Genomic DNA, 21,160 nt, shown 5'->3' on the forward strand with positions numbered 1-21,160 from the left:
TCAGGCCTCCCCGTTCCCGGAACCGGTCGAAGGGCGCACGGTGCGCCGCTCGATGCGCTTCTCGATGTCGGATCCGACCTCGACCACGCGGTGCACGTATACACCGGGCAGGTGGACCTGATCCGGATCCAGCTCCCCCGGCTCGACGAGCCGCTCGACCTGGGCGATGCAGATGCAGCCGGCCATCGCGGCGAGGGGGTTGAAGTTGCGTGCGGCCTTGTTGAAGATCAGGTTGCCGTGCCGGTCGCCGAGCGCGGCGTGCACGAGCGCGAAGTCGGTGGTGATGGCCTCCTCGAGCACGAACTCGCGCGGCTGCCCGTGCATCTCGAAGGTGCGCACGTCCTTGGCGGGCGACGCGATCGCGACGGACCCGTCCGCGGCGTAGCGTCGCGGCAGCCCGCCCTCCGCGACCTGGGTTCCGACGCCGGTCTGCGTGTAGAAGGCGGCGATGCCGGATCCGCCGGCGCGGAGCTTCTCGGCGAGCGTGCCCTGCGGCGTGAGTTCGAGTTCCAGCTCACCGGACAGGAACTGGCGCTCGAACTCCTTGTTCTCCCCCACGTAGGACGAGGTCATCTTGCGGATCCGCTGCGCGCCGAGAAGCAGCCCGAGCCCCCAGTCGTCGACGCCGCAGTTGTTGCTGACCACGCTGAGGCCGGACGTGCCCTGCGCGAGCAGCGCCTCGATCAGCGCGCTCGGGTTTCCGGAGAGCCCGAATCCGCCGACGGCGAGCGAGGCCCCGTCCGGGATGTCGGCCACCGCGTCCGCCGCGGAAGCCCATTTCTTGTCGATCACGCGCCACTCCTTCGTGTGGGATACGTTCCACTGTGCGCCCGGTCGGCAGGGGGTTCAAGCCCATGCTTGCGATGTGGGCATCGCCGTCGGTAGCGTCCACATCATGGAACAGACCCCTTCGGCCAAGCGCTCCGTCCCCGGAGCCCAGGCGATCGCGCGCGCCGCCGAGCTGCTCCGCCTCGTCACAGCCTCCCCCGACGGCGCCGCGCTGCAGCGGCTCGCCGCGACCTCGGGGCTCAGCCGTTCGACCGTGCACCGGCTGCTGTCGGCACTGCGCGCGGAGGGCCTCGTCGATCAGGATCCGCAGACCGCTCTCTGGATGCCCGGCCCGGAGCTCTATCTCATGGGAACAGTGGCCGCAGCGCGATACGACATCACCGAGCTCGCGCGCGACATCGTGCGCTCCCTGGCCGTGAAGACCGAGGAGAGCGCGTTCCTCTCGGTGCGCAGGGCGGATGAGACCGTATGCCTGCTGCGCGAGGAGGGGGCCTTCCCCATCCGCTCCTTCGTGCTCAGCGAGGGCGTCCGGTTCCCGCTCGGCGTCGCGAGCGCCGGGCTCGCGATCCTCTCGTTCCTGCCTGACCACGATGTGGATGCGTACCTCGCACGCCACCCCGAACTCGGCGAGCGCTGGGGGCGCACGCACGCCCAGACTCCGCTGCGCCGACGTCTGGCGGAGACGAAGGCGCGGGGGTACGCCGTGAACCCCGGCCTGATCGTCGAGGGCAGCTGGGGCATGGGCGCCGCCGTGTTCGACCGCGACGGCCGTCCGGAGTGGGCGCTGAGCCTCACTGGTGTGGAGTTCCGGTTCGGCCCCGATCGCCTGCCCACGCTCGGGCGCACCCTGCTCGCGCACGCCCATCAGCTCTCCGCCCGGATCGCCGGCCGCGCCTCACGCTGAGTGGCCCCTTGCCAATTACATACCAGCGGATATATACTTCTGGTATGAATCACGGAGAGATCCTGCAGTCGATCGTCTTCTCGACGCACGCGCTCACCCGGATCGCCGCGCAGGAGGCCGGCAACGATGCTCCTGCGGCGCAGTGGCGGGCCCTGAGCCTGCTCGACGGCGACAACGGGCAGCGGGTCGGCGAGCTGGCGCGAGCCAGTCGCACGACGCAGCCCGGGATGACCCGGATGCTCGGCCAGCTCGAGCACGAGGGTCTCGTGCTGCGCTCCCCCGACCCCGAGGACTCCCGCGCCACGGTCGTCACGATCACGGCGGAGGGGCGCACCGCCCTGCACGCCTGGCGCGACGAGATCCAGCGGATCCTCGCTCCGCGATTCAGCGACCTCGACGATGCGGACTGGGAGCACCTCTCCCGCGCCGCCGAGATCCTGCACACGCATTCGCTTCTGGAAAGGACAGCACGTTGAATTCCACCGGTTCCTCGGTATCGATCTGGCGACAGCCCGCACAGGTCTGGGCGGTCGCCTTCGCCTGCGTCGTGGCGTTCATGGGTATCGGGCTGGTCGACCCGATCCTCCCCGCGATCGCCGGATCGCTCAAGGCGACGCCGGTGCAGACCGAGCTGCTGTTCACCAGCTACCTGCTCGTCACCGGCGTGGCGATGCTCTTCACGAGCTGGATCTCCAGCCGCATCGGAGCCAAGGCGACCCTGCTCATCGGTCTCTCGCTCATCGTGGTGTTCGCCCTGCTGTGCGCCCTGAGCGGCAGCGTCGACATGATCATCGGCTTCCGCGCCGGCTGGGGTCTCGGCAATGCGCTGTTCATCTCGACCGCGCTCGCGACCATCGTCGGAGCCGCGAGCGGCGGATCCAGTGCCGCCATCATCCTCTACGAGGCCGCCCTCGGCCTCGGCATCGCGATCGGCCCGCTGCTCGGCGGACTCCTCGGCGAGGTCGCCTGGCAGGGCCCGTTCTTCGGCGTCGTCGTGCTCATGGCGATCGGCTTCATCGCCGTACTGACGCTGCTCCGCGGCCCGTTCGAGAAGCGCGAGCCCGTGCCCTTCTCAGCGCCGTTCAAGGCGCTCGGACGTCCCGCGCTCGGCGTGCTGGCCATCGCTGCGCTGTTCTACAACATCGGCTTCTTCGTGCTGCTGGCGTTCTCCCCGTTCCCGCTCGGATTCAGCGCGATCGGGATCGGCCTGACCTTCTTCGGCTGGGGCATCGCGCTCGCGGTCACGAGCGTCTGGGTGGCGCCGATCCTGCTGCGCCGGATGCCGATCACCCGGATCATCCTGTTCGTGCTGCCGCTGCTGGCGATCGATCTGATCGTGGCCGGGATCCTGGTGGCGATTCCGATGGCGCTCGTGATCTGCATCATCGTCGGCGGTCTGCTGCTCGGCATCATGAACACGGTGCTCACCGAGGCTGTCATGGAGGCGACGGATCTGCCCCGCTCGGTCGCTTCGTCGGCCTACTCCGCAGTGCGCTTCATCGGCGGCGCCGTGGCTCCTCCCCTCGCGGCGCTCCTGTCGCACCTCTGGGGTGACACCGTCCCCTACCTGTTCGCGGGGGTCTCTGTGCTGATCGCCGCGCTCGTGGTGCTCTTCGGCCGTCGCGCGCTCGCGCACATCGATCGCGGCTCGCACGACGCCGCGGAGGATGCGGAGGCGATCCTCATCGGCGACGCCGCCTGAGGATCCGCACCCGACCCGAACGGGTGCCGCGAAACGGCCCGTCCCGCACAACGGTGCGCGGGGCGGGCTTCGTCGTCGGCGGCGGGCTCTACGCTGGAGACATGCTGATCGGTCTCATGCGCCCCGTCGAGTCCAAGACCCACACCGTGCAGGCCGAGGAGCTGGACGAGATCCAGGATCTGCTCGCCGCCGAGACTCCGGAGGGGTGGCAGATCGCGTCCGCCCCGGTCGCGATGGCGAAGAAGGACACGATCCTCACCGCGGAAGGCACGATCGTGCGCCGCGACGGCGTGCAGGAGATCGAAGCCGACGACATGGCCGCGCTCGAGGCGAAGGTGCCGGACGGATATCAGCTGCTGTCCGTGCGGGTCGCCTGAACTCGCGGGAGCGCGCTCAGAGCGCACGCACGCGGTTGTTCCGCGCGTTGTGCTCCAGTTCCACCAGTCCGAGCTGCTCGAGCAGCGGCGGCAGGTACATGCCGAAACGCCCGCGATAGCCCTTGCGGAGGCCGTACCATCCGCCGACGGGATTGTCCTCGGCGCGGCCGAACGCCTCCACGGTTCCCTCGGCCGCGGGCTTCTGCTCGTCCGCGGCGCCCAGCGCGACCCAGTCGCCCTGGGCCACCAGCCAGGCGTGCAGATCCTCGATCGCCCTCGACTGGTAGCGCAGCGTGGTCGAGCCCACCTGGCAGACGAGCTCGTCGCCCGCGCGGTGCATCGTGTATTCGCTCGAACCCGGCGCCGTGTGCAGCTGCCAGGGGCTCTCGGCGGTCCCATCCCCATCGGTCATGGCGCGAGTCTACTGAGCGCGACCGGCGACGGCGAGGTCTCGGGCCGACCGCGATCCTCGCCGGCCGCAGCGGTCCTGCGATCGGGGAACGGTGCGGCCGGGGGACAGTCCGGCCGCACCCGCCATCCCCCAATGGCGGCAGGGCTAGTGGGAAAGCACCGTCGAGACTCTGGGATTCTCGACGGCGCCCTAGCCATGCACAGGTAAGACGCCGCGAAGCCCGATCGATGACGCGAATTCTCGCGTTTCTTCGACCGGGTTCTGGAGCGCTAGCTGCAGGTGATCGCAGGCAGCGAGGTTCCGATGTCGTCCGTCGACGCGCTTCCGTTCGCGGAGGTGCGCTGGAACGCCGTCCAGGTGTAGCAGATCAGCACGTCGCCGCTCGTCGGAGCCGTGTAGAAGACCGTCCAGGTCTGGTTGGTGAAGTTGCTCCCGTTGCCGGCCGTGGTCAGCTGGTGGACGTTGGCGCCTCCGGGATTGGCGCTCTTTCCCGTGGAGCCGACCGTGTATCCCGCCCAGGCCTGTGCTCCGCCGATGGCGAGGACCAGGTTGGCGGGCGAATCGGGCAGCGGGTTCGACCTGTTGGCCTGGGTCGTGAAGGTGATCGTGTAGGTCTTTCCTGCGACCATCGTCACGGTGGCGCATTTGGTCAGCGTGTAGTTCGACGTCGTGCTCGCATCGCACCACTGCCACCACATCCCGTTCGACTCGGGCTGCGGATTTCCGCACGTGCCCGCCGAGAAGTTGCCGGTGTTGCCGCTGCTCCATCCGGACCACGCCGGCACCGTGACGGCGCACGCGGTAGAGGCGGCCGCGTGCGGCAGCGCCGTGGCGGCGGCGATGACGGGCACCGCCCACGCGGCACCCTTGATGACCGTCCTGCGCGGGACACCTGCTCGTTCCGGCGCGTTGTTCTCACTCTTCATGGGCACATGCCCTCCCCAGTTGTTCCCCAGTTCCCGCCCGTGACCGGGACGGCACGAGAGTTCTCGCACGTACTAAGACGCGCCACTCGTCGATCCATGACGCGGTTGTGGCGACGGACGCTGAACGTCACCGGGCAAGAAGGCGCCGGACGCTCCTCAACAAAGAGCGGCGTGGACGACTGAAGGCGATCACGCGTGGGAACGGCGCGGGATCGCGGGGCTTCCGCTTGCAGTGCCCCCAGGTATCACGCGGCCACGGGGATGCGAACGGATCGCAGACGCAGAAAAGCCCTGATAGATGGCGAGATCTATCAGGGCGATTCAGTGCACCCCCTCGGACTTGAACCGAGAACCCACTGATTAAGAGTCAGTTGCTCTGCCGATTGAGCTAGAGGTGCGTGGCGGGCCAGTTCCCCGGCCGAGGAATCACATTACCAGCGGATCCGATGGAAGCGAAATCGACGCCGCGTCCGTGTGCATCCCTGGCGTGTCGTCCGCCCGGAGTGCGCGTTGGGCCCCGTTCGCCCCGGGTGCGGACCCTGACGCCGCATATCCTTGAGACGTGACTGAGACCCGCGCCGACGCAGACTTCCAGAGTGACCTCGACCTCGCTCTCCGCCTTGCCGATGCCGCCGATGCGCAGTCGCTGCCGCGCTTCGACGCCGCCGACCTGAACGTGTCGCTCAAGGCCGACCGCTCCCACGTCACCGATGCCGACCTGGCGACCGAGCGCGCCATCCGCGAGATCCTGCAGGCCGAGCGCCCCGAAGACGGGATCCTCGGCGAGGAGTTCGGTACGTCCGGCGATGCCCACAGGCAGTGGGTCATCGACCCGATCGACGGCACCGCGAACTTCCTGCGCGGCGTGCCGATCTGGGGCACCATGATCAGCCTCGCCATCGACGGAGTGGCCAAGATCGGCGTCGTCAGCATGCCCGCGCTCGGCCGGCGCTGGTGGGCCGCCCCCGGCCTCGGCGCGTGGGCGTCGACCGATGCCGAGCCGCGCGCGATCCGCGTTTCGGACGTAGCCAGCCTGGATGATGCGAGCGTGAGCTTCCAGAGCATCGCGCAGTGGGACGAGGCCGGGCACCTCGACGCGCTCGTCGCCCTGAGCCGCCGGGTATGGCGCGATCGCGCCTACGGCGACGTGTTCTCGTACATGATGCTCGCCGAGGGGCGCCTCGAGATGGTGGCCGAGTTCGACGTCAAGGAGTACGACATCGCGGCGGCGTTCGCGATCGTCGCAGAGGCGGGTGGCACGGCGACCGCGTTCGACGGCACGCCCACGCTGGCAGGCCGCTCGGCACTCGCCACCAACGGCGTGCTGCACTCCGCCTTCCTGGATCAGCTGCATGCGCCGGCCGCGCAGCCCGACACGGTCGGACAGCAGAGCCCGGCCGGCCCCTGATGCGCCTCCTCGCACGCGTGATCCTGCCGCTGGGGCTCGCCGTCGGCGTGCTCACCGCAGCCACGGCGTGCAGCGGGGGCGCCCCCTCCCCCGCCCCGAGCACGAAGCCCACGTCCGACGCGAAGAGCATCGCCCCGGAACCGACGACGACCCCGCCCTCTTCCGACACCCCGGCGACGCCGCCGGCCTCGATGAGCTGCGAGACCCTGATCCCCTCGGACACGGTCGCCGCCCTGCACAAGCAGGGCTGGGCGGCGATGAAGCGCGACTTCGCCTTCGGCCCCGACCCCGTGCCCGGCGGCATCGAGTGCCTGTGGTCGGATCCGGCCATCGCCTCCGACCGCGGCCTGCTCTACGGCTGGGCGCCGATCGCCGGTGCCGAGGCGAAGACCCGCCAGGAGCAACTGGTCGCGTCGGGCTGGATCCGCGAGGACAGCGCCCGCGGCGTGTACATCACGGCGGATCCGCGTGCCTCGCTCAGCCAGGACGAGGACGGCTACGGCATGACCTACCTGTTCGGTCCGGGGTGGGTGACCGTGTCCGACACGAAGCAGGGCCTGGTCCTGATCGACCCGCAGGGTTGATCGGAATGCCCGTGCGAACGACCTCCCTCACCGTTCCCGCCTCTGCCGACCGGGAGAACGAGGATGCGATCGCGCTGGCCGCCGGCATCGGCGTCGTCGTCGACGGCGCCGGGATCCCGGCAGACCTGCGTCGCGGCTGCACGCACACCGTGGCCTGGTACGCGCGCCGCCTCGCCGACGCGTTCTGCGCGCGACTGGTCGATCGCGGCACGCCGATGCGCGACGCCCTTGCCGGAGCGATCGCCGAGGTCACCGCGCTGCACGCCGGATCGTGCACGTTCGAGGGCGGCTCGCCGAGCGCTACGGTCGCCGCCTGGCGCGTCGACGGCGCGGAGATCGAGCATCTCGTGCTCTGCGATGCGTCGATCGTGGTGCTGGACGTGTCGGGCCGCGCGCACGAGATCACCGATGACCGCATCGAACGCTCGGTGGCACGGCGCACCCGAGAGCTGCTGTCCGCGCGCACGGCTGCAGCAGATGCCCATCCGGACGAACGGGCAGTGCTCCGCTGGCGAGCTCTCGAAGAGTGCCGCAACTCCCCTGACGGGTTCTGGTGCGCGCAGACGGATCCGAAGGTCGCAGAGCAGGCCCTCATCGGGCGTCAGGCCATCGACGACACCGCGGCTGTGATCGCCGCCTCCGATGGTGGCACGCGCGGGTTCCAGCTCGTGGACGCGCACGATCTGCCCTCCTTCGCTCTCAGAGCCGCATCCGGAGAACTCGACGGACTGGCCGCCGAGATCCGTGCCGGCGAAGAGGGACTCCGCACCCGATCCGACTTCGACGGCAAGATCCACGACGATCTCTCGATCGTCGTCGGATCCTTCGGCTGACGCACTCCCAGGTTCCGCACGGCGTGGGCGAGTTGCCCGCCGCCTCGCGGCCTTCTACTGTCGAGAGCGTGATGGCAGATGCGCTCCAGTCCGCGTGGTCCGACGTCTCGAGCCAGGATCCGGTGCGCATCACCCAGGCCCTCGAGGCATTCCGGGGGCTGCTCCCCGAGGCACTGATGACCGAGGGGGAGGGCGGGGACGCCCACCGCAGCGCACTGCGCGGGCTCGCGTACGGTCTGGACGAACTCGGCCGCTCGGACGAGGCCAGGGAGCTGTACCGCACGCTCGCGGAGGTCTGCGAAAGCGCACTCGCCGACCAGGGGCACCTGGACGAGCACCGCGAGCAGCTCCTCGACGACCGGCTGTATGCCCGCGCCGCGGAGCAGATGGTCGGACAGGGGCCGGCTTCCTCCGCTGTCGTCGCTGCGCTGGACGCGCTGATCGCGGAGGGCGAGCAGACGCTCGGCGGTGCGCACGGCCGCGTGCTCTGGCTGCTGGACCGGCGGGCGCAGCTGCTCACTCGGATGAACCCCGCCGAGGGACTGCACGCCTACGACCTGCTCATCGCTCGCGCAGCGGCCGCGGACGAGCGCGGCGAGAACCACCTGACGGCGCTCGCGGCGAAGGCGACGGAGCTGTCCCGGATCGACGAGGACGAGCAGTCCGCCCTGCTCTGGGGTCAGGTGCTGGACGGCCGCCGGGCGCTCCTCGGCTTCGACGCACCGTCGACTCTGGACGCGTGGTGGTGGCGTGCGAGGACGAGGTACTGGTCGGGCGACGCCGCCGGAGCCGATGCCGACCTCGCCCTGCTGATCCCCGCGCTGCAGCGGCAGCGCGGGGAGGACGAGGCGCTCACCCTGGACGCCATGAAGTTCCGCGCCACGACGCTGCGGGTGCTGGCCCGTGACGGCGCGACCGCAGACGATCCGCTGCCGCTGGTGCGTCGGATCGCCGTGCTGGAGACCGCGCGCTTCGGCCCCGGCGCCGACCAGGTGCTCGCATCCCGGATGATGGCGGTCGAGGTGCAACTCGACCGAGAGAACCGGGAAGGACTGTGGCCTGCGCTCATCGCGGAGGCCCGCGGGATCGTCGACGACACGGCGGATCGCGCACCGCGCGCCACGCTCGCACTCCGCGCGCGCGACGTCCTCGCCCGCGTGCTGGGCGACGCTCGCGCAGAGGTCCCCTCCCCCGCGCTCACCGAGTCGGGCCTCGCCACCGCCGTCGCACGGTGCTCGCACGTCGATCACGCGTGCGAGGGACTGACGTCGGCCGATCAGGCGACCGCCGCGAGCCAGCCGCCCGGCACGGATCCGGATCCGTCCCTCGCGTCGCCCGAGCACCTCGCGAACGAGATCGCACACGCCTGGACGGACCTGTCCCGCTGGCACGCACCGCACTCTTCCGAAGCCCTGGATGCGCTGCGCGCGGGTGCCGACCGTCTCCGCGACCTCGGTGCTGCGGGGCGCCGGAGCGAGATCGACGTGCGGGACGATCTCGGGTCCGACTTGCGCGATGCCGGCCGTGGATCCGAGGCGCTCGCGGAGTTCGAGCGATCGCTCGCGCTGGAGCTCGGGCTGGCCGCAGAGGCGTCCAGCCCGGAGGACCGCCGCACGGCGGCGACCAGGCTCGCGCAGTCCCGGTACGCGCTCGGCGCCACGCTCCGCGGCATCGGGCGCAACGCCGAGGGCGAGGCGCTGCTCGCCGACGCCGTGGAGATCGCGCAGCACGACGGCGCCTCACCGCGGATCATCTCCGAGCTGCGTGACGCCCGCGCGCTCGCCCTTCAGGATCTGGGGCGCAGCGACGAGGCGGCCGCCGAGATGCGCGCGCTCTACGACGCCTCGGGCGACGTCGGCCACGCGATCGACCTCGCCGCGGTGTATCTGCGCAGCGACCGCGCGGCCGAGGCCGAGGCGCTGCTGCGACCCGTACTCGCACAGCTCGAGGCGGAGGGCTCCGCCGAGACCGCCCAGGGTTCCCGCGTGATCGGCAACCTCGCCCTGGCCGCGTGCCAGCTCGGGCGGGACGCCGAAGCCGCCGCCACTTACGACCGGCTCTACGAGCTGCAGTCGCGCATCCTCGGGACCGAGAACCGCGACACCCTGATCACCCTGCACAACCGCGCGCAGGAGGAGCGGCACCTCGGCCGCTACGCGGAGGCGGCGCGACGCTTCGAGTCGGTTCTCGCGCGGCGCACGGCCGCGCTCGGCGCGGACGATCCGCACACCCTCAGCACCCTCTCCGCCCTTGCCGGGACCGTCGCCGACGCCGGCGACCTGCCCCGTGCCAGGGAGCTGGCGGAGCGGGTCGTCGCCGAGACGCGCATCGTCCTCGGCGAGACGGATCCGCAGACGCTGCGCCGGATCCGCGATCTGGACGGCATCCTCGCGCGCCTCGGCGACGCGCAGCAGGATCGTGACACGCTCGCCGATCAGGTCAGGGCCGGGTTCGCCTCGGCCGAGGGAGCCACCGATGAGGGCGCCACCTCGCCCGGGCTCGCCGCGCTGCGCTATGCCGACCACCTCGCCCGGCAGAACCGCTACGGCGATGCCCTGGTCGAGTACAGCCGCGCCCGCGACGCGCTGAGCGACACCGCAGGCATCGACTGGTTGAGGGCCGAGCGCGGCGCCGCAGAGTGCTCGAAGCGGCTCGGCGCGTACCGCGAGGCCGCCGACGCCTACGCGCGCATCGTGCCGCAGATCGAGCGGCTCCTGCCCGGCGACCACTGGGCGCTCGCCGACACGCTGAACGACCACGGTCTCGTCCTCTCGCACCTGGGCCTCGTGGACGCGATGATCCCCGTGCAGCAGCGGGCGATCCAGATCGCCGACGGCGCCGGATCCGACCCCGGACGGGCCGTGCAGCTGCGGATCTGGCTCGGCCGCCGTCTGGCCGAGGCCCGGCGTTTCCCGGAGGCTCTGACCGCCTACGACGATGCTGCCGAGACCGGCGCCCGCACGATCGGCGCCGAGCACGCGATCACACTCGACGCGACCGACGATCGAGCCGAGACACTGATCGCGCTCGGACGGCATCGCGAGGCGCTGAAGATCTACCGCACCAACATCCCCGCCATGGAGCGGGTGCTGGGCGCCGACTCCGCCGCTGTGCGTCGCGCCCGGACCAAGCAGAAGGCGTCGGCGCAGCAGGCGTCCAAGACCCGCTCGGCGATCATCGGCGGCGCCATCGTCGCGGCCATCCTGGTGTACGTCATCTGGACCCGGATGAGCTGATCGGCAGGCTCCCTCGCAGAACGCTATGAATGCAGGCCCGGATCTTCCGCCGCGCCGGTGTCTGCGGGATGCTCAGCGTGTCCGTGGCCGATCACGACGGACACGGGAACGCACGACCCGAACTCGAGGAGCACACCATGACCAATTACCTGCTGATCTACCGCGCTGACCCCGCCGCGATGGCGGCGATGCCTGAGCCCACGCCCGAGCAGGCCGCCGAGATGATGGACGCCTGGAACGGCTGGGCCGCACGCGCCGGCGACGCCATCGTCAACTTCGGCGACCCGACCGCGGCGGTCTCCCCCGGCGCCGACCCCACCGTGGGCGGCTACTCCCTGCTCAAGGCGGACTCCTACGACGAGATCGCCGCCCTGCTCGAAGGCCACCCGCACACCGCCATGGGCGGCACGATCGACGTCTACGAGACCCAGCCCGTGGCGGGCGGTTGAGCGCGACCTGGAACGACCAGTAGGCGGCTAGGCGTCTGGCGGATCCAGATGAGATCGGCGCAGGGCCGATCTCATCTGCTGAACGGATGCGAATCCGGCGACATGCGCAACGTTGTCCATGGTTTCGCGGCTGTGCTGTGGTGTCCCTTCCAGAAGCGACCGGGCCGAGTCGACCCGAGTCGCCTCCAGCGCCCGTCGCGGGGTCGTGTCGATGTGAGCGAACAACCGGTTCAGGAATGATTGGTGCACGGACAGGGCGGCCGCCAATTCACGAATGGTGAATGTGGAATCGCGATGCCGGGCCTCGATGAGATCCAATGCTCGTTTCAGCACTTCGAAGTTCGTCAGAGAGAGAGACATCGGCAAGCCGAGCCCGTCGAGCACCGCGGCATACAACGTCGTGTTCAACGCGCCCGTCAGCGCCCGTGCCCCCGGCGAACTCGAGAGACCAGGCTGCGCGCAGAAGACGTTCGTGGTGTTGGCGACGAGAGTGAAGGTGTCGTCGGTGAGGCTGAGGGGTTGCATGAAGAGATCACGGCGCCTCACCGAATGAAAAGGGGTGCTCAGTTGCCACTCGAACCATCCCCACGTCGCCGAAGCCGAGGCGGTCAGCGGGCCTGCTCCGTCGACAACCACCATCTGCTGACGCGTCAAGCGGAAAGGATCCTCGGATCCGCGCGTGAGCGTGACCTCGCCATCGACGCACACGAGGACCCTCTGCACCTTTGACGCGAGGGGGCGAGCGGCGAGCGAGCACGGCGTCACCCGGCTCCGGGCGACAAGCCAGGTCGTCGAAGCCGTACGTTCCACCGACACATGCAGCGGAGGCGCACCCACGGGGCGCCAACCGAGAGCTTCGAGAGCTGCGGTCGGCGCCCCTGGCGGCGATTGACTGGACATCTTGACCTTCGAATCAGACGGACCATGCGGCTCAGCCGCAGGTCTGCGGCGCAGACACCGAACATGGTGGACGAGTATCAGGACGCGCCGACACGACAGCCATGACGGCAAGCCGGGTGATGCCTACATCCTGCGCGCTGGAGCGCCGGAGTCAAGCTCTACGAGAACCTGATCGCCTCACCCTTACGCGACTCCCGGGAGAACTACACCATGATGCCGCTGAACTGGCCCGTCCGGACGCGTACTACACCGTCGTTCTCCCCGTTCGACATCGTGCAGCTCGGGGACTGCGTGAAGTGCGGCACGTACGTCACTGTCATCGAGATCGAGTAAGGCTCAGAACTGACGTCGTACCCGACCGGCACCGTCGACATGTCGGTCGTGCCCGTCGCGGCAGCCGACAAAGGGATCGCCGTCGTACCAGGAGCGGTGTTGGACGTCACAACGGTGCTGGCCGGAAGACCTGTGCGCGTGAACTCGTACACCCAGTTCGCGCCGACATGCGTGCTGCTGGTCAGCTGCCAGCCCGCGGGGATGGATGTCCAGGACGCAACCTTCCAGGGAAAGGTGTAGCTGTACGTGATCGAAAGGACGTCGATGGTGACGGTCTGCGCGGACGAGAACGAGAGTGCGGGCCAGCCGCCCGGCGCGTCATTTCCGAACTTGAGATACATCGTTCCGGTCGTCGAGGACGTCGTCTTGTCCTTGTCGCGTCCGGTGGTCAGGTTGGTCCAGTCGTCGTGGACCGTCCCTCCCCAGTAATAGCTGAGAGAGGGGCAGGCCGTGCCGCTCGCCGCCGCCATGGGTGCGGCCGTCGCAGCCGCAATCACGGGGATCGACCAGGCCGCGCCCTTCACGATCGTGCGGCGCGTGATCCGCTGCTGCGGGGCGCTCGTGGGATGTTCCGAAGTCATCTGCAATCTCCATGCTGTCGGGCAAGGGAAGGCCGTGGTGATGCTTCGATCAGGTCGTCAGCCGATGCGGCTGATGACACCGTGAGTCTTCGTCCCCCGCGACGCACTCCCCAGTGGCGTCAGAACGGCCCGGATCGGACCGCCTTGCAGCCAGTAGACCGGACATGGTTTCCCCACCCGTTCTCCGAGGGCAAACTGGCGAAAAACCGATCGCCGCGAGTCAAAATCGATCGGAGACAGGGATCCTGGGGTCAGCTTCACGTCGCTGCGGATCGTCGCGACATCGACGAGCTGCTATCGAGAGCCCGCTCACCAGGCCCAGCGGATGCCGATGGCGCCAGGGCCGAAGTCCCGCTGCCGGTAGTGCACGGATGCGGTGGCATCGACCTCGACGGGCCACTCATGGCTCATGCCCCGTTCGCTGAAATAGACCCAGCATCGACGCGGTACCTCAGTGGGGGCGAAGCGCACCCAGATCAGGATCTCCTCGAGTCGTTGCTCCGCGGCGACCTCGTAGTCTGTGTCCAGATCGAGAGGCGCTCCATCATCCTGCGTGACGACGGTCTCCGTCATCGCCGACTCACCCTGCTTCAGCGGTTGCGGGAAGCGGAGCCAGACGCTGCGGACGTTCTTCGCGAGACGTCGATCGTCGCGGATCTCGCATCCTGCCAGCGCACGGATCGTCAGGTCTCCGACATCGGCGTTCTCGTCGACGCCCATGAAGACCGTGAAGCCCTCCGCACCGAAACACCTCGACTCCGAAGCGGCGTCGCTGGGACCGGCCCTCGACATCTCCGCTATCTACCATGACGCAAGCTTGCCGAGTTGAACCGCATGCTTGTCCCGCCGTTTGCGCTCTAGCGCTCGAACCCAGCGCTAATCCGCAAGCCAGCCCCGGGAGCGATGATGTGCTACCGGGGTCGTCGCATCTGGGGCCTGCGGAGGAAGCAAATCACTCACGGGGACCTCACGCACCTGAGACACCGCGACCATCACTCGCAGAGTCGGATTCATCGGTGAAGCGACTGAGACTGCCCGCGTTCGCGAGCTTGGTATGTGTACCATGCGAGCCCCACTTGATAAGCCACAGCTTCCTGGCTCAGATCCTTCGCAAAACGAGCTCGTTACAGGTTGTGAGCAAGCGCCACTGCGAGGCTCTCCCACTCCGCAGTCCATGTCGCCGGCTCTGTTCCCACGTGTCCAGCCTTGCGAGAAGCCATGCGACTATGGCCTTTCTCATGTCGCATAATCGTGCTCAGCCGTACGAAACATTCACTTCATCGACCGACGCCACCCGCGTCTCGACCTACACGTGTGCCGCTACGCTTCGGCTCCGGATCGCCTCGAAATGCAGGTCCAGTTCAGGCCGACCCTGATTGTTAAGCAGCAGTGACTGATTCCCGACGGCATTCCCCCACACCCAGCAGCGGAAGACCTATTCATCGGCGCGGATCTTCACCTCGCCGCACGCGGCTTAGAGCGGAGAAGCTCCGCATCGATGCGAATCTCCTCGGCCCAAAACGCACCCCGGCTCGGGTGGCAACGAATGGACGCGGGTAGATCGAGACCGGATGTTTCGCGGAGGTTGAGTACGTGATCCGTCAGAGGCTGAAGCGCACCGGAGCGTGCGGCGGTCTACAGGAACTTCAGCTCTGATCTCTGCTTCCGAGTCGACAACAGGGTCTCTGTCTACGTACACCAGGCGCTCGGCGACGCTCAACCGGAACCCTCGACCGCACGATGCCGCGCGCGACGCAACGGGCCTGGGAACTCGCGATGGGCAATGGGCCGGACAGTCCGCAACGGGTAGATCCTGAGCAGATCGCTTCCGTTCGACATGCCGCATTGAGAATACGATGTCGCCATGCCAGACAATCTCATCTCGACATCAGCCGATGATGACCGTGCCGACGGTGCTCTCCCTCGAACTGGGCAGACCCTGCGCTTGGGCAGCCTGGCGCCGATGTTCGATCCCCCTCGTCACGAGCTGTACTTCGACCTTCTCGAGCGCGCAATCGCTCACGACGGCAGCCGAAATATCGCGCTCACTGGTGCTTACGGGACGGGAAAGAGCAGCGTTCTTGAGCACCTCAAGACTCACCCCCGATATCGGGATCAGACGGTCACCCTCGCGCTCTCCACCATCGCTCCGCGGGGCGTGCCCGACGATGAGGATGCCTCGTCGCCAACCTCACAGGTGAACCTCATCCAGAAGGAGATAGTCAAGCAACTCCTCTACCGAACCGCGGTGCTCGAAGTCCCGCGAACTCGGTTTCACCGTGCAAGCGTGCCGCCCCGGTTCCGTGGACTGCGAAGCGCCTTGGTCATCGGGCTGAGCATCGCGTTGGTCCTCTTCGCTCTTGGCCCACTGCACCCCCTCATCACAAGCTGGTTCGATGGGTGGTGGCGCCACGCTCTCGCATACATGGTCGCGGCGATCCTCATAGTGGGCGCAACGTGGCTTGCTGTGCTCGTCGCACGCTCGCGCCCGCTCATGAGCGCCTCCGTGAACGCGGCGATTACGACCGTGACACTAGCCAAGAAATCAGAAACCTATTTCGACGCATACCTAGATGAGATCGTCTACTTCTTTGAGGCGACTGGGACGAGCCTGGTGCTCATCGAGGACATCGACCGGTTCGAAGATGCCGAGATCTTCGACACCCTACGCGCGCTTAACAACTTGCTGAATGAGTCTCATCAGCTCAAGCGACGCATTGTCTTCGTCTACGCGATCCGCGACAGCGTGTTCGAGAAGATTGGCGCCGAAGCCTCGGAGCTGGACATCAACGCTGCGCTCTCCGACCGCGTCAAGGAGGCACTGAAGCGAGCCAGTCGCACCAAATTCTTTGACGTGGTCATCCCTGTCGTGCCGTTCATCAGCCCAGACAACGCGCGAGACGTCATGTCAAAGGCGATGAAGAGCCCGGACTTCAAGATCAAGCCGGCGTTGATCCGACTGGCCGCCAGGCACGTCGCCGACATGCGAATGATTCACAACATCCGCAACGAATTCGAGGTGTATCGGCAGGAGCTCGTTGTCGCGAAGCGCGCTCTTCCTGACATCAACAACAACCTGGTCTTCGCCATCGTGCTATTCAAGAACACGCATCTCGCAGACTTCGAAAACATCAGACACCGCGACAGTTCGCTGGACCACCTTTACGTTGCATGGCGCGCGCTCATCGCCCGGGCGATTCCTTTGGCGACCCGCCGCCTGAACGAGTATCGAACGGCAAGCCGCCCCACACCTACCGCCGAGGAACAAGCTCGCACGCTTGGAGAACGTCTTCAGGTGCTTCGGGATGTCCTCAACGATTCCGCACCGAGCCCCCTCACGGTCGCGCTGGATCCTGAGCTCGAGGACGCCATCACCACACCTTCTGGGTGGACCTCCGTTGCCGAGGACGGCGAACTCGTGCTGAACCTGAACCGCAGCAACGGCACGTCGACAGCCTTCACACTCTCCACCGAGAGCTTGACGCGTCTCCTGGAAACACCCATCAACCCGGCTGATTGGGCGAAACAGGACGGGAAGCTCGTTGAGACCCAGGAGCGCCACCTCATTGAGACGGTCGCCCTGCTACGGCATCACACGTGGGCGCAACTGCATGCACGACGAGACTTGACGATCCCCGCTGATGAACTGGACCTCACGGTTGAAGAGGAAGCTCGCTTGAGAGTGGCTCTAGGCGAAAGAACGGAGGCCTGCTTCGCAGACCTCACATCCGCGATCTTGCCGTCCGAGATGTCCCGCGAACTCGTGCGCCACGGATACATAACGTCCCACTTTGCCCTATACACGTCAAACTACTACGGGAAGCACCTCAGCAAGGCCGCGCGCGAGTACATCTACCGATGCATCGGCCCCGGCGTGCCTGACACCAACTATCCGCTCAGCAAGCGTGACGTTCAGCAGATCCTCCGTGAACAGAAGGCCGACAAGAATGACCGAGCCGATCTGTTCAGTGATGCGAGCGTCCTGAACATCGACTTCGTCGACCATCTGCTGCATGAACGCCCCGCGGCAGCAGCCCGGGTAGGTCAGCAGCTTGGACAGATGGGCGACGCCAGGTTTGAGTTCCTCGATGCCTACATGACTCAGGGCAGTTCTCCCGGCGCCCTTCTCGCGACGATGGTTTCCCATTGGCGGGAGGTCACTCACTATGCAGCGACATCGAGCGCAGTCGCCGATGGATCCCGCTTGGACATTCTCGATTTGGTTCTTGCAGAGATCCAGGGAGATAGCCAGGCGTCGAGCCCGTCCATCGCGGCGCTTATCGCGGACCGCTACAGCCAGCTCACGAATTTCACGTCCCCCGCGTCAAGGACACAGGCCGCATTCGTTGTCGGTCTGCTCGACGGCCAGGGGCATCCGATCCCCGATCTGACTCCGCTATCGTCCGATGCCCGAGACGCCGTACTGTCGCTCGGCCTGTTCCCGGTGACCATGGTCAACCTCCGCGCCTTCGTGCCTAGCGGGAACATCGATCTCGGCACCCTACGTCGAACGAATCGCGATCTCTACGATCACATTCTGCAAAACGTGGCGGACTACGCGGGCTTGGCGCAATCCAAGTCGCAGTCCGTCACGACAGTGAAGAATGTCGCGCAGCTCGTGACGCTGATCCAGGACGTACACGCGGTGGACCGCGAGAAGCTCCCGTTGGTCTTCGCTGCGACGCTCCCGATGCAGGTGCCAGACCTCTCGGCGTTCGAGGTTGATGCCTGGCCTGAGATCGTTGGTGCCCAGAGAGTGGTGCCGTCAGCGGTCAACGTCGCTGCGTACGTAGAGCAATACGGTGTCGATGACCGTCTTGCCAAGTTGCTGAACCCTCGCAAGATCTTGGAGCCCACGAAGCTCGATACAGCGACGCGCGTAGAGCTGGCGCATTCCATCCTTCAGGCGAGAGATGTCATCCCCTCGACTCTCGCTCGTGTGCGCACCGTGTCGACGCTTGGTACCGGCAAGTTGGAACCGTCCGCTCTCACTCCTGAGAGCGGCGATCTCGTCGCACGGCTTCTTACCGCGCGGCTCTTGGAGGATGACGCGAGCACGTTCGGCACCGTGCTTATGGTCGACTGGCCCACGCTCGAGCGAACCATCAAATCATCGAAGCAGTTCTCCAGCTTCGTTGCCCCAGCGATCTTGCCGGCTCGCTGGATCGCGTCGTTCCTGCTCAGCAAAGTTCCTGGACAGAAGGCCCGGATCGCTGTCGTAACCGGTCTTCCGTCACTTCTGACGACGGCGACCAGAGCCGAGGCGCGCGCAATCGCATCCGTACTTGTATCCCAAGGATGGAGACTTCGCCCCGCGCGCATAACAGCGCTGCATCAAGCAGGTGCCTGGCACGAGCAGATTGTGGCGCTCCTAGCTAACAGCGAGACGCTGGTCGACCTTGACGATGCCCGTCAGATCCTCGCTGGCCTTGGAGGGGATTATGCTCGCGTTGCCAGCGGGGGTAGCGGAAGACCGAACTTCCCACACAACACCCCACATCACGAGGTCCTAAACCGTTTTGTCGGCAGCACGGTCAAGCACGTAAGGGAGGAGAACTTCAAGCGTCTAGGAACCAGGTACGTTGCGCGCCTACAATAACGCCAGCACACCAGCTCATAGCCCGTCAGCTTTCCACACCGCACGATTGATAGGGACCACCGTTGACGACGGTTCCTCGGGGGCGCTCGCGATAGAGATAGCGATTGATTGTACTGAGGCTTGTGCCCGAGAAGCTCCTGAACGACAGGTAGAGGCTTGCGAGCGGCGGGTATCGTTTCGCCGTTCGCATGGATGTCGAAAACGCGCGCGATCTACCACCCTGACGACAGCGCGGTCGACCGCGTGCGCGATGCCATTTCCACTGGTGACAGCGACCGTTCTCCGAGACGCTCAAGTTGTCTCGGATGATACACATGGTGACGACCATTCTGAACCCCCACTCGCAGTGTGGTGATACACATGTTTGACACCATTCGCGGAGCTGGGGGGAATCGAACTATGCCTTGCCCCGCACCGTGACGCCCGCGGAATCACGCGGGGAAAGCGTAGGCAAGTGTCGGGCGTTTGGAGGGTCCGAAGGGCGGAGGGGTGGGCAAAATGTGGGCAGCCGATCACGGCATCATCGGGCGAGTGCGCACTCCGGGTAGTTGGTCGCGTTGAAGAACGCGAAGCCCTTCTCACCCGCGTCGAGCACGATCACCGTCGAGGCGCCCATCTGCGCCCGGACCGCTTCACACGCGATCAGCGCTTCCTGCCGAGCCGGCGCCTGGGGCGCGCTGAACGGCTGCGCGATGCCGGTGTAGAGCCGGATCGTGCCAGCCGGTTCCTCGATCGCCTTCGTGATGATGCCGCCTCCGACCGACTGCGCCTTGAAGGTGCGATCGACGCCTGTCGGAGTCGGCGCCGGCGCGGGCTTCGCGGGCCGCGACGCGGTCGACGCAGTGCTGATCGGCTTCGACAAAGCGGTAGATGCAGGCGCGTCGGCGGCGGGACGAGCAGAGGTGCAACCGGCGAGCACGAGAACCAACAGTACAGCGCTCGCCGCTCCGACCAGAGATCGTTTCATAGGCAGAGGCTATCGCCTGGGGAGCTGGCCGCCGGACGCTACTAGCGCTGCGCGGCTACCCGCGCGCGGCGCCCTGGAGATCGCACGAGGCGCGCCGTGATTGGATCGGCCAGCATCCCCTCGGTGCTGTCGGCTGCGCGCAGGAGCAGCTGGAGATAGCGCGGAGGTGTGACCTGCAGCTCGCGCCGGATCCGCATCTCCTTGTTGCTGGACCATCCCGGATTCGCAGCCTCGAAGGCGAGGAGCTCGGCTGGGCTCACGCGCCCCACTCCCCTCCGTCGCCGGCGGCCGGCTGCACGTCGTCGTCCATCCATGTCGTGTCCACGGGGCGTCGGTAGCCGTGCCCTGGCGGGATCGACGGCAGCTCGCCCCGCGGAACGTACGGGATCGTGTCCATCGCCGTGACTGGGAACTCTGTGACCAGGGGGCTTCCGTGCAGCGGATGCTCGGACACAAGTCGGCCGCGATGACGCTCGGCACGTACGCGGACCTGTTCGACGACGACCTCGACGACGTCGCCAACAGGCTCGATGAGCGAGCGACAGCGGCCGATGTGGGCAAAGTGTGGGCAGACCTCGCCGCCTGACGAGTTATCCACAGACACAAAAAGGCCCGCCTCCCCAGCGTTCACTAGGGAGGCGGGCCTCGTTGATTGCGACAGCGGCACGGTGGAGCTGGGGGGAATCGAACCCCCGTCCAACGCTGAGTCTCCACGCCTTCTCCGGGCGCAGTCTGTGCAGACGTTCTACTCGGCTCCGACCTTTGTCACAGACACCTAAGTCGACAAGCCCAGCCTGGGAAGAGTCCCGTGCGACGTCCAGACGCCATCGCACAGCAAGATTCCTAGATGACGTCAGGATCCGTATCGGAATCACATACGGCCTGACGGACTATCGGGCTCGCTTACGCAGCGAGGGCGAAGTCAGTGCGCTTTGCATTGGCACTTATTGTTTTGCAGGGAGCGTTCACGAGATAACCCTGCATCCTCGGCCCGCTTCTCGTGGATTCACAGGCGCTGTCGAAACCGATCAGCCCCGTGGTCCTTCTCGCGAAGGAGCCGCTGTCGCTCTGTGGAATTACCAGCGGGCGCGCGAAGCGCCCGAGCATCACAGACTACAACGCTTGAAGCGTCCGCGCCATTCCGCGGGTCGCAAGGCGAT

The 21,160-nt window shown here is 67.0% G+C and carries 20 protein-coding genes, 1 tRNA gene and 1 other RNA gene; 11 read left to right on the top strand and 11 right to left on the bottom strand.

Annotation, left to right across the window (positions count from 1 at the left end; genetic code table 11):
• On the bottom strand, positions 1 to 792 hold the full coding sequence (locus RS86_RS18450) for a CoA transferase subunit A (protein ID WP_045273747.1): 792 nt from the start codon (positions 790 to 792) through the stop codon (positions 1 to 3).
• Between the two features lie 103 nt (positions 793 to 895).
• Between RS86_RS18450 and RS86_RS18455 the strand changes: the two genes are divergently transcribed.
• The 4 genes from RS86_RS18455 (at position 896) to RS86_RS18470 (ending at position 3,772) form a co-directional block, all read left to right on the top strand.
• A complete protein-coding gene (locus tag RS86_RS18455) occupies positions 896 to 1,693 on the top strand; it encodes an IclR family transcriptional regulator (protein WP_045273967.1) in 798 nt (265 codons plus the stop codon).
• A 44-nt stretch (positions 1,694 to 1,737) separates the two neighbouring features.
• Positions 1,738 to 2,169, top strand: coding sequence for a MarR family winged helix-turn-helix transcriptional regulator (locus tag RS86_RS18460; RefSeq protein ID WP_045273748.1), 432 nt, complete (start codon positions 1,738 to 1,740; stop codon positions 2,167 to 2,169).
• Entirely contained in the window at positions 2,166 to 3,395 is a 1,230-nt protein-coding gene (locus RS86_RS18465; RefSeq protein WP_045273749.1) for an MFS transporter, read from the top strand. The genes RS86_RS18460 and RS86_RS18465 overlap by 4 nt, the downstream gene beginning before the upstream one ends.
• A 101-nt stretch (positions 3,396 to 3,496) precedes the next feature.
• On the top strand, positions 3,497 to 3,772 hold the full coding sequence (locus RS86_RS18470; RefSeq protein ID WP_045273968.1) for a hypothetical protein: 276 nt from the start codon (positions 3,497 to 3,499) through the stop codon (positions 3,770 to 3,772).
• A 16-nt stretch (positions 3,773 to 3,788) separates the two neighbouring features.
• On the opposite strand, the gene RS86_RS18475 is transcribed toward RS86_RS18470, so the two are convergent.
• From RS86_RS18475 to RS86_RS18485, 3 genes are all read right to left on the bottom strand, one after another.
• Positions 3,789 to 4,184: a DUF6855 family protein gene (locus tag RS86_RS18475; protein WP_045273750.1), complete on the bottom strand. Its 396-nt coding sequence runs from the start codon at positions 4,182 to 4,184 to the stop codon at positions 3,789 to 3,791.
• A gap of 269 nt (positions 4,185 to 4,453) precedes the next feature.
• Positions 4,454 to 5,110 (bottom strand): hypothetical protein, encoded by a 657-nt coding sequence (locus RS86_RS20690; protein ID WP_045273751.1) that lies wholly within the window; start codon positions 5,108 to 5,110, stop codon positions 4,454 to 4,456.
• A gap of 325 nt (positions 5,111 to 5,435) precedes the next feature.
• A tRNA-Lys gene (locus RS86_RS18485) sits at positions 5,436 to 5,508 on the bottom strand.
• 164 nt (positions 5,509 to 5,672) lie between these two features.
• Between RS86_RS18485 and RS86_RS18490 the strand changes: the two genes are divergently transcribed.
• The 5 genes from RS86_RS18490 (at position 5,673) to RS86_RS18510 (ending at position 11,620) form a co-directional block, all read left to right on the top strand.
• Complete coding sequence (locus tag RS86_RS18490; RefSeq protein ID WP_045273752.1) at positions 5,673 to 6,518, top strand: inositol monophosphatase family protein; 846 nt, start codon at positions 5,673 to 5,675, stop codon at positions 6,516 to 6,518.
• Positions 6,518 to 7,102 (top strand): hypothetical protein, encoded by a 585-nt coding sequence (locus RS86_RS18495; RefSeq protein ID WP_045273753.1) that lies wholly within the window; start codon positions 6,518 to 6,520, stop codon positions 7,100 to 7,102. Before RS86_RS18490 ends, RS86_RS18495 begins: the two co-directional genes overlap by 1 nt.
• A gap of 11 nt (positions 7,103 to 7,113) precedes the next feature.
• A complete protein-coding gene (locus tag RS86_RS18500) occupies positions 7,114 to 7,935 on the top strand; it encodes a hypothetical protein (RefSeq protein ID WP_152642231.1) in 822 nt (273 codons plus the stop codon).
• Between the two features lie 71 nt (positions 7,936 to 8,006).
• A complete protein-coding gene (locus RS86_RS18505) occupies positions 8,007 to 11,171 on the top strand; it encodes a tetratricopeptide repeat protein (RefSeq protein WP_045273754.1) in 3,165 nt (1,054 codons plus the stop codon).
• 137 nt (positions 11,172 to 11,308) lie between these two features.
• The gene (locus RS86_RS18510) at positions 11,309 to 11,620 is read left to right on the top strand and encodes a YciI family protein (protein ID WP_045273970.1); all 312 of its coding nucleotides are present in this window, start codon (positions 11,309 to 11,311) and stop codon (positions 11,618 to 11,620) included.
• 27 nt (positions 11,621 to 11,647) lie between these two features.
• On the opposite strand, the gene RS86_RS18515 is transcribed toward RS86_RS18510, so the two are convergent.
• The 3 genes from RS86_RS18515 to RS86_RS18525 form a co-directional block, all read right to left on the bottom strand.
• Positions 11,648 to 12,274, bottom strand: a complete 627-nt coding sequence (locus RS86_RS18515) for a helix-turn-helix domain-containing protein (RefSeq protein ID WP_160299711.1) — start codon at positions 12,272 to 12,274, stop codon at positions 11,648 to 11,650.
• Positions 12,275 to 12,723: 449 nt separating this feature from the next.
• Positions 12,724 to 13,434: a hypothetical protein gene (locus RS86_RS18520; RefSeq protein WP_045273756.1), complete on the bottom strand. Its 711-nt coding sequence runs from the start codon at positions 13,432 to 13,434 to the stop codon at positions 12,724 to 12,726.
• 309 nt (positions 13,435 to 13,743) lie between these two features.
• Complete coding sequence (locus tag RS86_RS18525; RefSeq protein WP_152642233.1) at positions 13,744 to 14,226, bottom strand: hypothetical protein; 483 nt, start codon at positions 14,224 to 14,226, stop codon at positions 13,744 to 13,746.
• Between the two features lie 1,072 nt (positions 14,227 to 15,298).
• On the opposite strand from RS86_RS18525, the gene RS86_RS18530 reads away from it, so the two are divergent.
• Positions 15,299 to 19,033 carry a hypothetical protein gene (locus tag RS86_RS18530; RefSeq protein WP_045273758.1) on the top strand — a complete coding sequence of 1,245 codons (3,735 nt, stop codon included), beginning with the start codon at positions 15,299 to 15,301 and terminating at the stop codon, positions 19,031 to 19,033.
• A gap of 520 nt (positions 19,034 to 19,553) precedes the next feature.
• Here RS86_RS18530 and RS86_RS18535 read toward each other — a convergent pair.
• The 3 genes from RS86_RS18535 to RS86_RS20860 are packed head-to-tail and all read right to left on the bottom strand — an operon-like array spanning position 19,554 to position 20,397.
• On the bottom strand, positions 19,554 to 20,000 hold the full coding sequence (locus RS86_RS18535; RefSeq protein ID WP_152642234.1) for a hypothetical protein: 447 nt from the start codon (positions 19,998 to 20,000) through the stop codon (positions 19,554 to 19,556).
• A gap of 41 nt (positions 20,001 to 20,041) precedes the next feature.
• A complete protein-coding gene (locus RS86_RS18540) occupies positions 20,042 to 20,260 on the bottom strand; it encodes a DUF3263 domain-containing protein (protein WP_160299712.1) in 219 nt (72 codons plus the stop codon).
• Entirely contained in the window at positions 20,257 to 20,397 is a 141-nt protein-coding gene (locus tag RS86_RS20860; RefSeq protein WP_200892859.1) for a hypothetical protein, read from the bottom strand. Before RS86_RS20860 ends, RS86_RS18540 begins: the two co-directional genes overlap by 4 nt.
• A gap of 45 nt (positions 20,398 to 20,442) precedes the next feature.
• Between RS86_RS20860 and RS86_RS20215 the strand changes: the two genes are divergently transcribed.
• Positions 20,443 to 20,586: a hypothetical protein gene (locus RS86_RS20215; RefSeq protein WP_419177713.1), complete on the top strand. Its 144-nt coding sequence runs from the start codon at positions 20,443 to 20,445 to the stop codon at positions 20,584 to 20,586.
• Positions 20,587 to 20,666: 80 nt separating this feature from the next.
• On the opposite strand, the gene ssrA is transcribed toward RS86_RS20215, so the two are convergent.
• Positions 20,667 to 21,036, bottom strand: a transfer-messenger RNA (tmRNA) gene (ssrA, locus tag RS86_RS20220).
• Positions 21,037 to 21,160 lie beyond the last annotated feature (124 nt).

This window comes from Microbacterium azadirachtae (genome assembly GCF_000956505.1).
Lineage (GTDB): Bacteria > Actinomycetota > Actinomycetes > Actinomycetales > Microbacteriaceae > Microbacterium > Microbacterium azadirachtae_A.

Coding starts and splice junctions, on each gene's coding strand:
- RS86_RS18455 (WP_045273967.1), top strand. CDS start 896: ATGGAACAGACCCCTTCGGCCAAGCGCTCCGTCCCCGGAGCCCAGGCG.
- RS86_RS18460 (WP_045273748.1), top strand. CDS start 1,738: ATGAATCACGGAGAGATCCTGCAGTCGATCGTCTTCTCGACGCACGCG.
- RS86_RS18470 (WP_045273968.1), top strand. CDS start 3,497: ATGCTGATCGGTCTCATGCGCCCCGTCGAGTCCAAGACCCACACCGTG.
- RS86_RS18475 (WP_045273750.1), bottom strand. CDS start 4,184: ATGACCGATGGGGATGGGACCGCCGAGAGCCCCTGGCAGCTGCACACG.
- RS86_RS20690 (WP_045273751.1), bottom strand. CDS start 5,110: ATGAAGAGTGAGAACAACGCGCCGGAACGAGCAGGTGTCCCGCGCAGG.
- RS86_RS18495 (WP_045273753.1), top strand. CDS start 6,518: ATGCGCCTCCTCGCACGCGTGATCCTGCCGCTGGGGCTCGCCGTCGGC.
- RS86_RS18505 (WP_045273754.1), top strand. CDS start 8,007: ATGGCAGATGCGCTCCAGTCCGCGTGGTCCGACGTCTCGAGCCAGGAT.
- RS86_RS18510 (WP_045273970.1), top strand. CDS start 11,309: ATGACCAATTACCTGCTGATCTACCGCGCTGACCCCGCCGCGATGGCG.
- RS86_RS18520 (WP_045273756.1), bottom strand. CDS start 13,434: ATGACTTCGGAACATCCCACGAGCGCCCCGCAGCAGCGGATCACGCGC.
- RS86_RS18525 (WP_152642233.1), bottom strand. CDS start 14,226: ATGTCGAGGGCCGGTCCCAGCGACGCCGCTTCGGAGTCGAGGTGTTTC.
- RS86_RS18530 (WP_045273758.1), top strand. CDS start 15,299: ATGCCAGACAATCTCATCTCGACATCAGCCGATGATGACCGTGCCGAC.
- RS86_RS18535 (WP_152642234.1), bottom strand. CDS start 20,000: ATGAAACGATCTCTGGTCGGAGCGGCGAGCGCTGTACTGTTGGTTCTC.
- RS86_RS20860 (WP_200892859.1), bottom strand. CDS start 20,397: ATGGACACGATCCCGTACGTTCCGCGGGGCGAGCTGCCGTCGATCCCG.
- RS86_RS20215 (WP_419177713.1), top strand. CDS start 20,443: ATGCTCGGACACAAGTCGGCCGCGATGACGCTCGGCACGTACGCGGAC.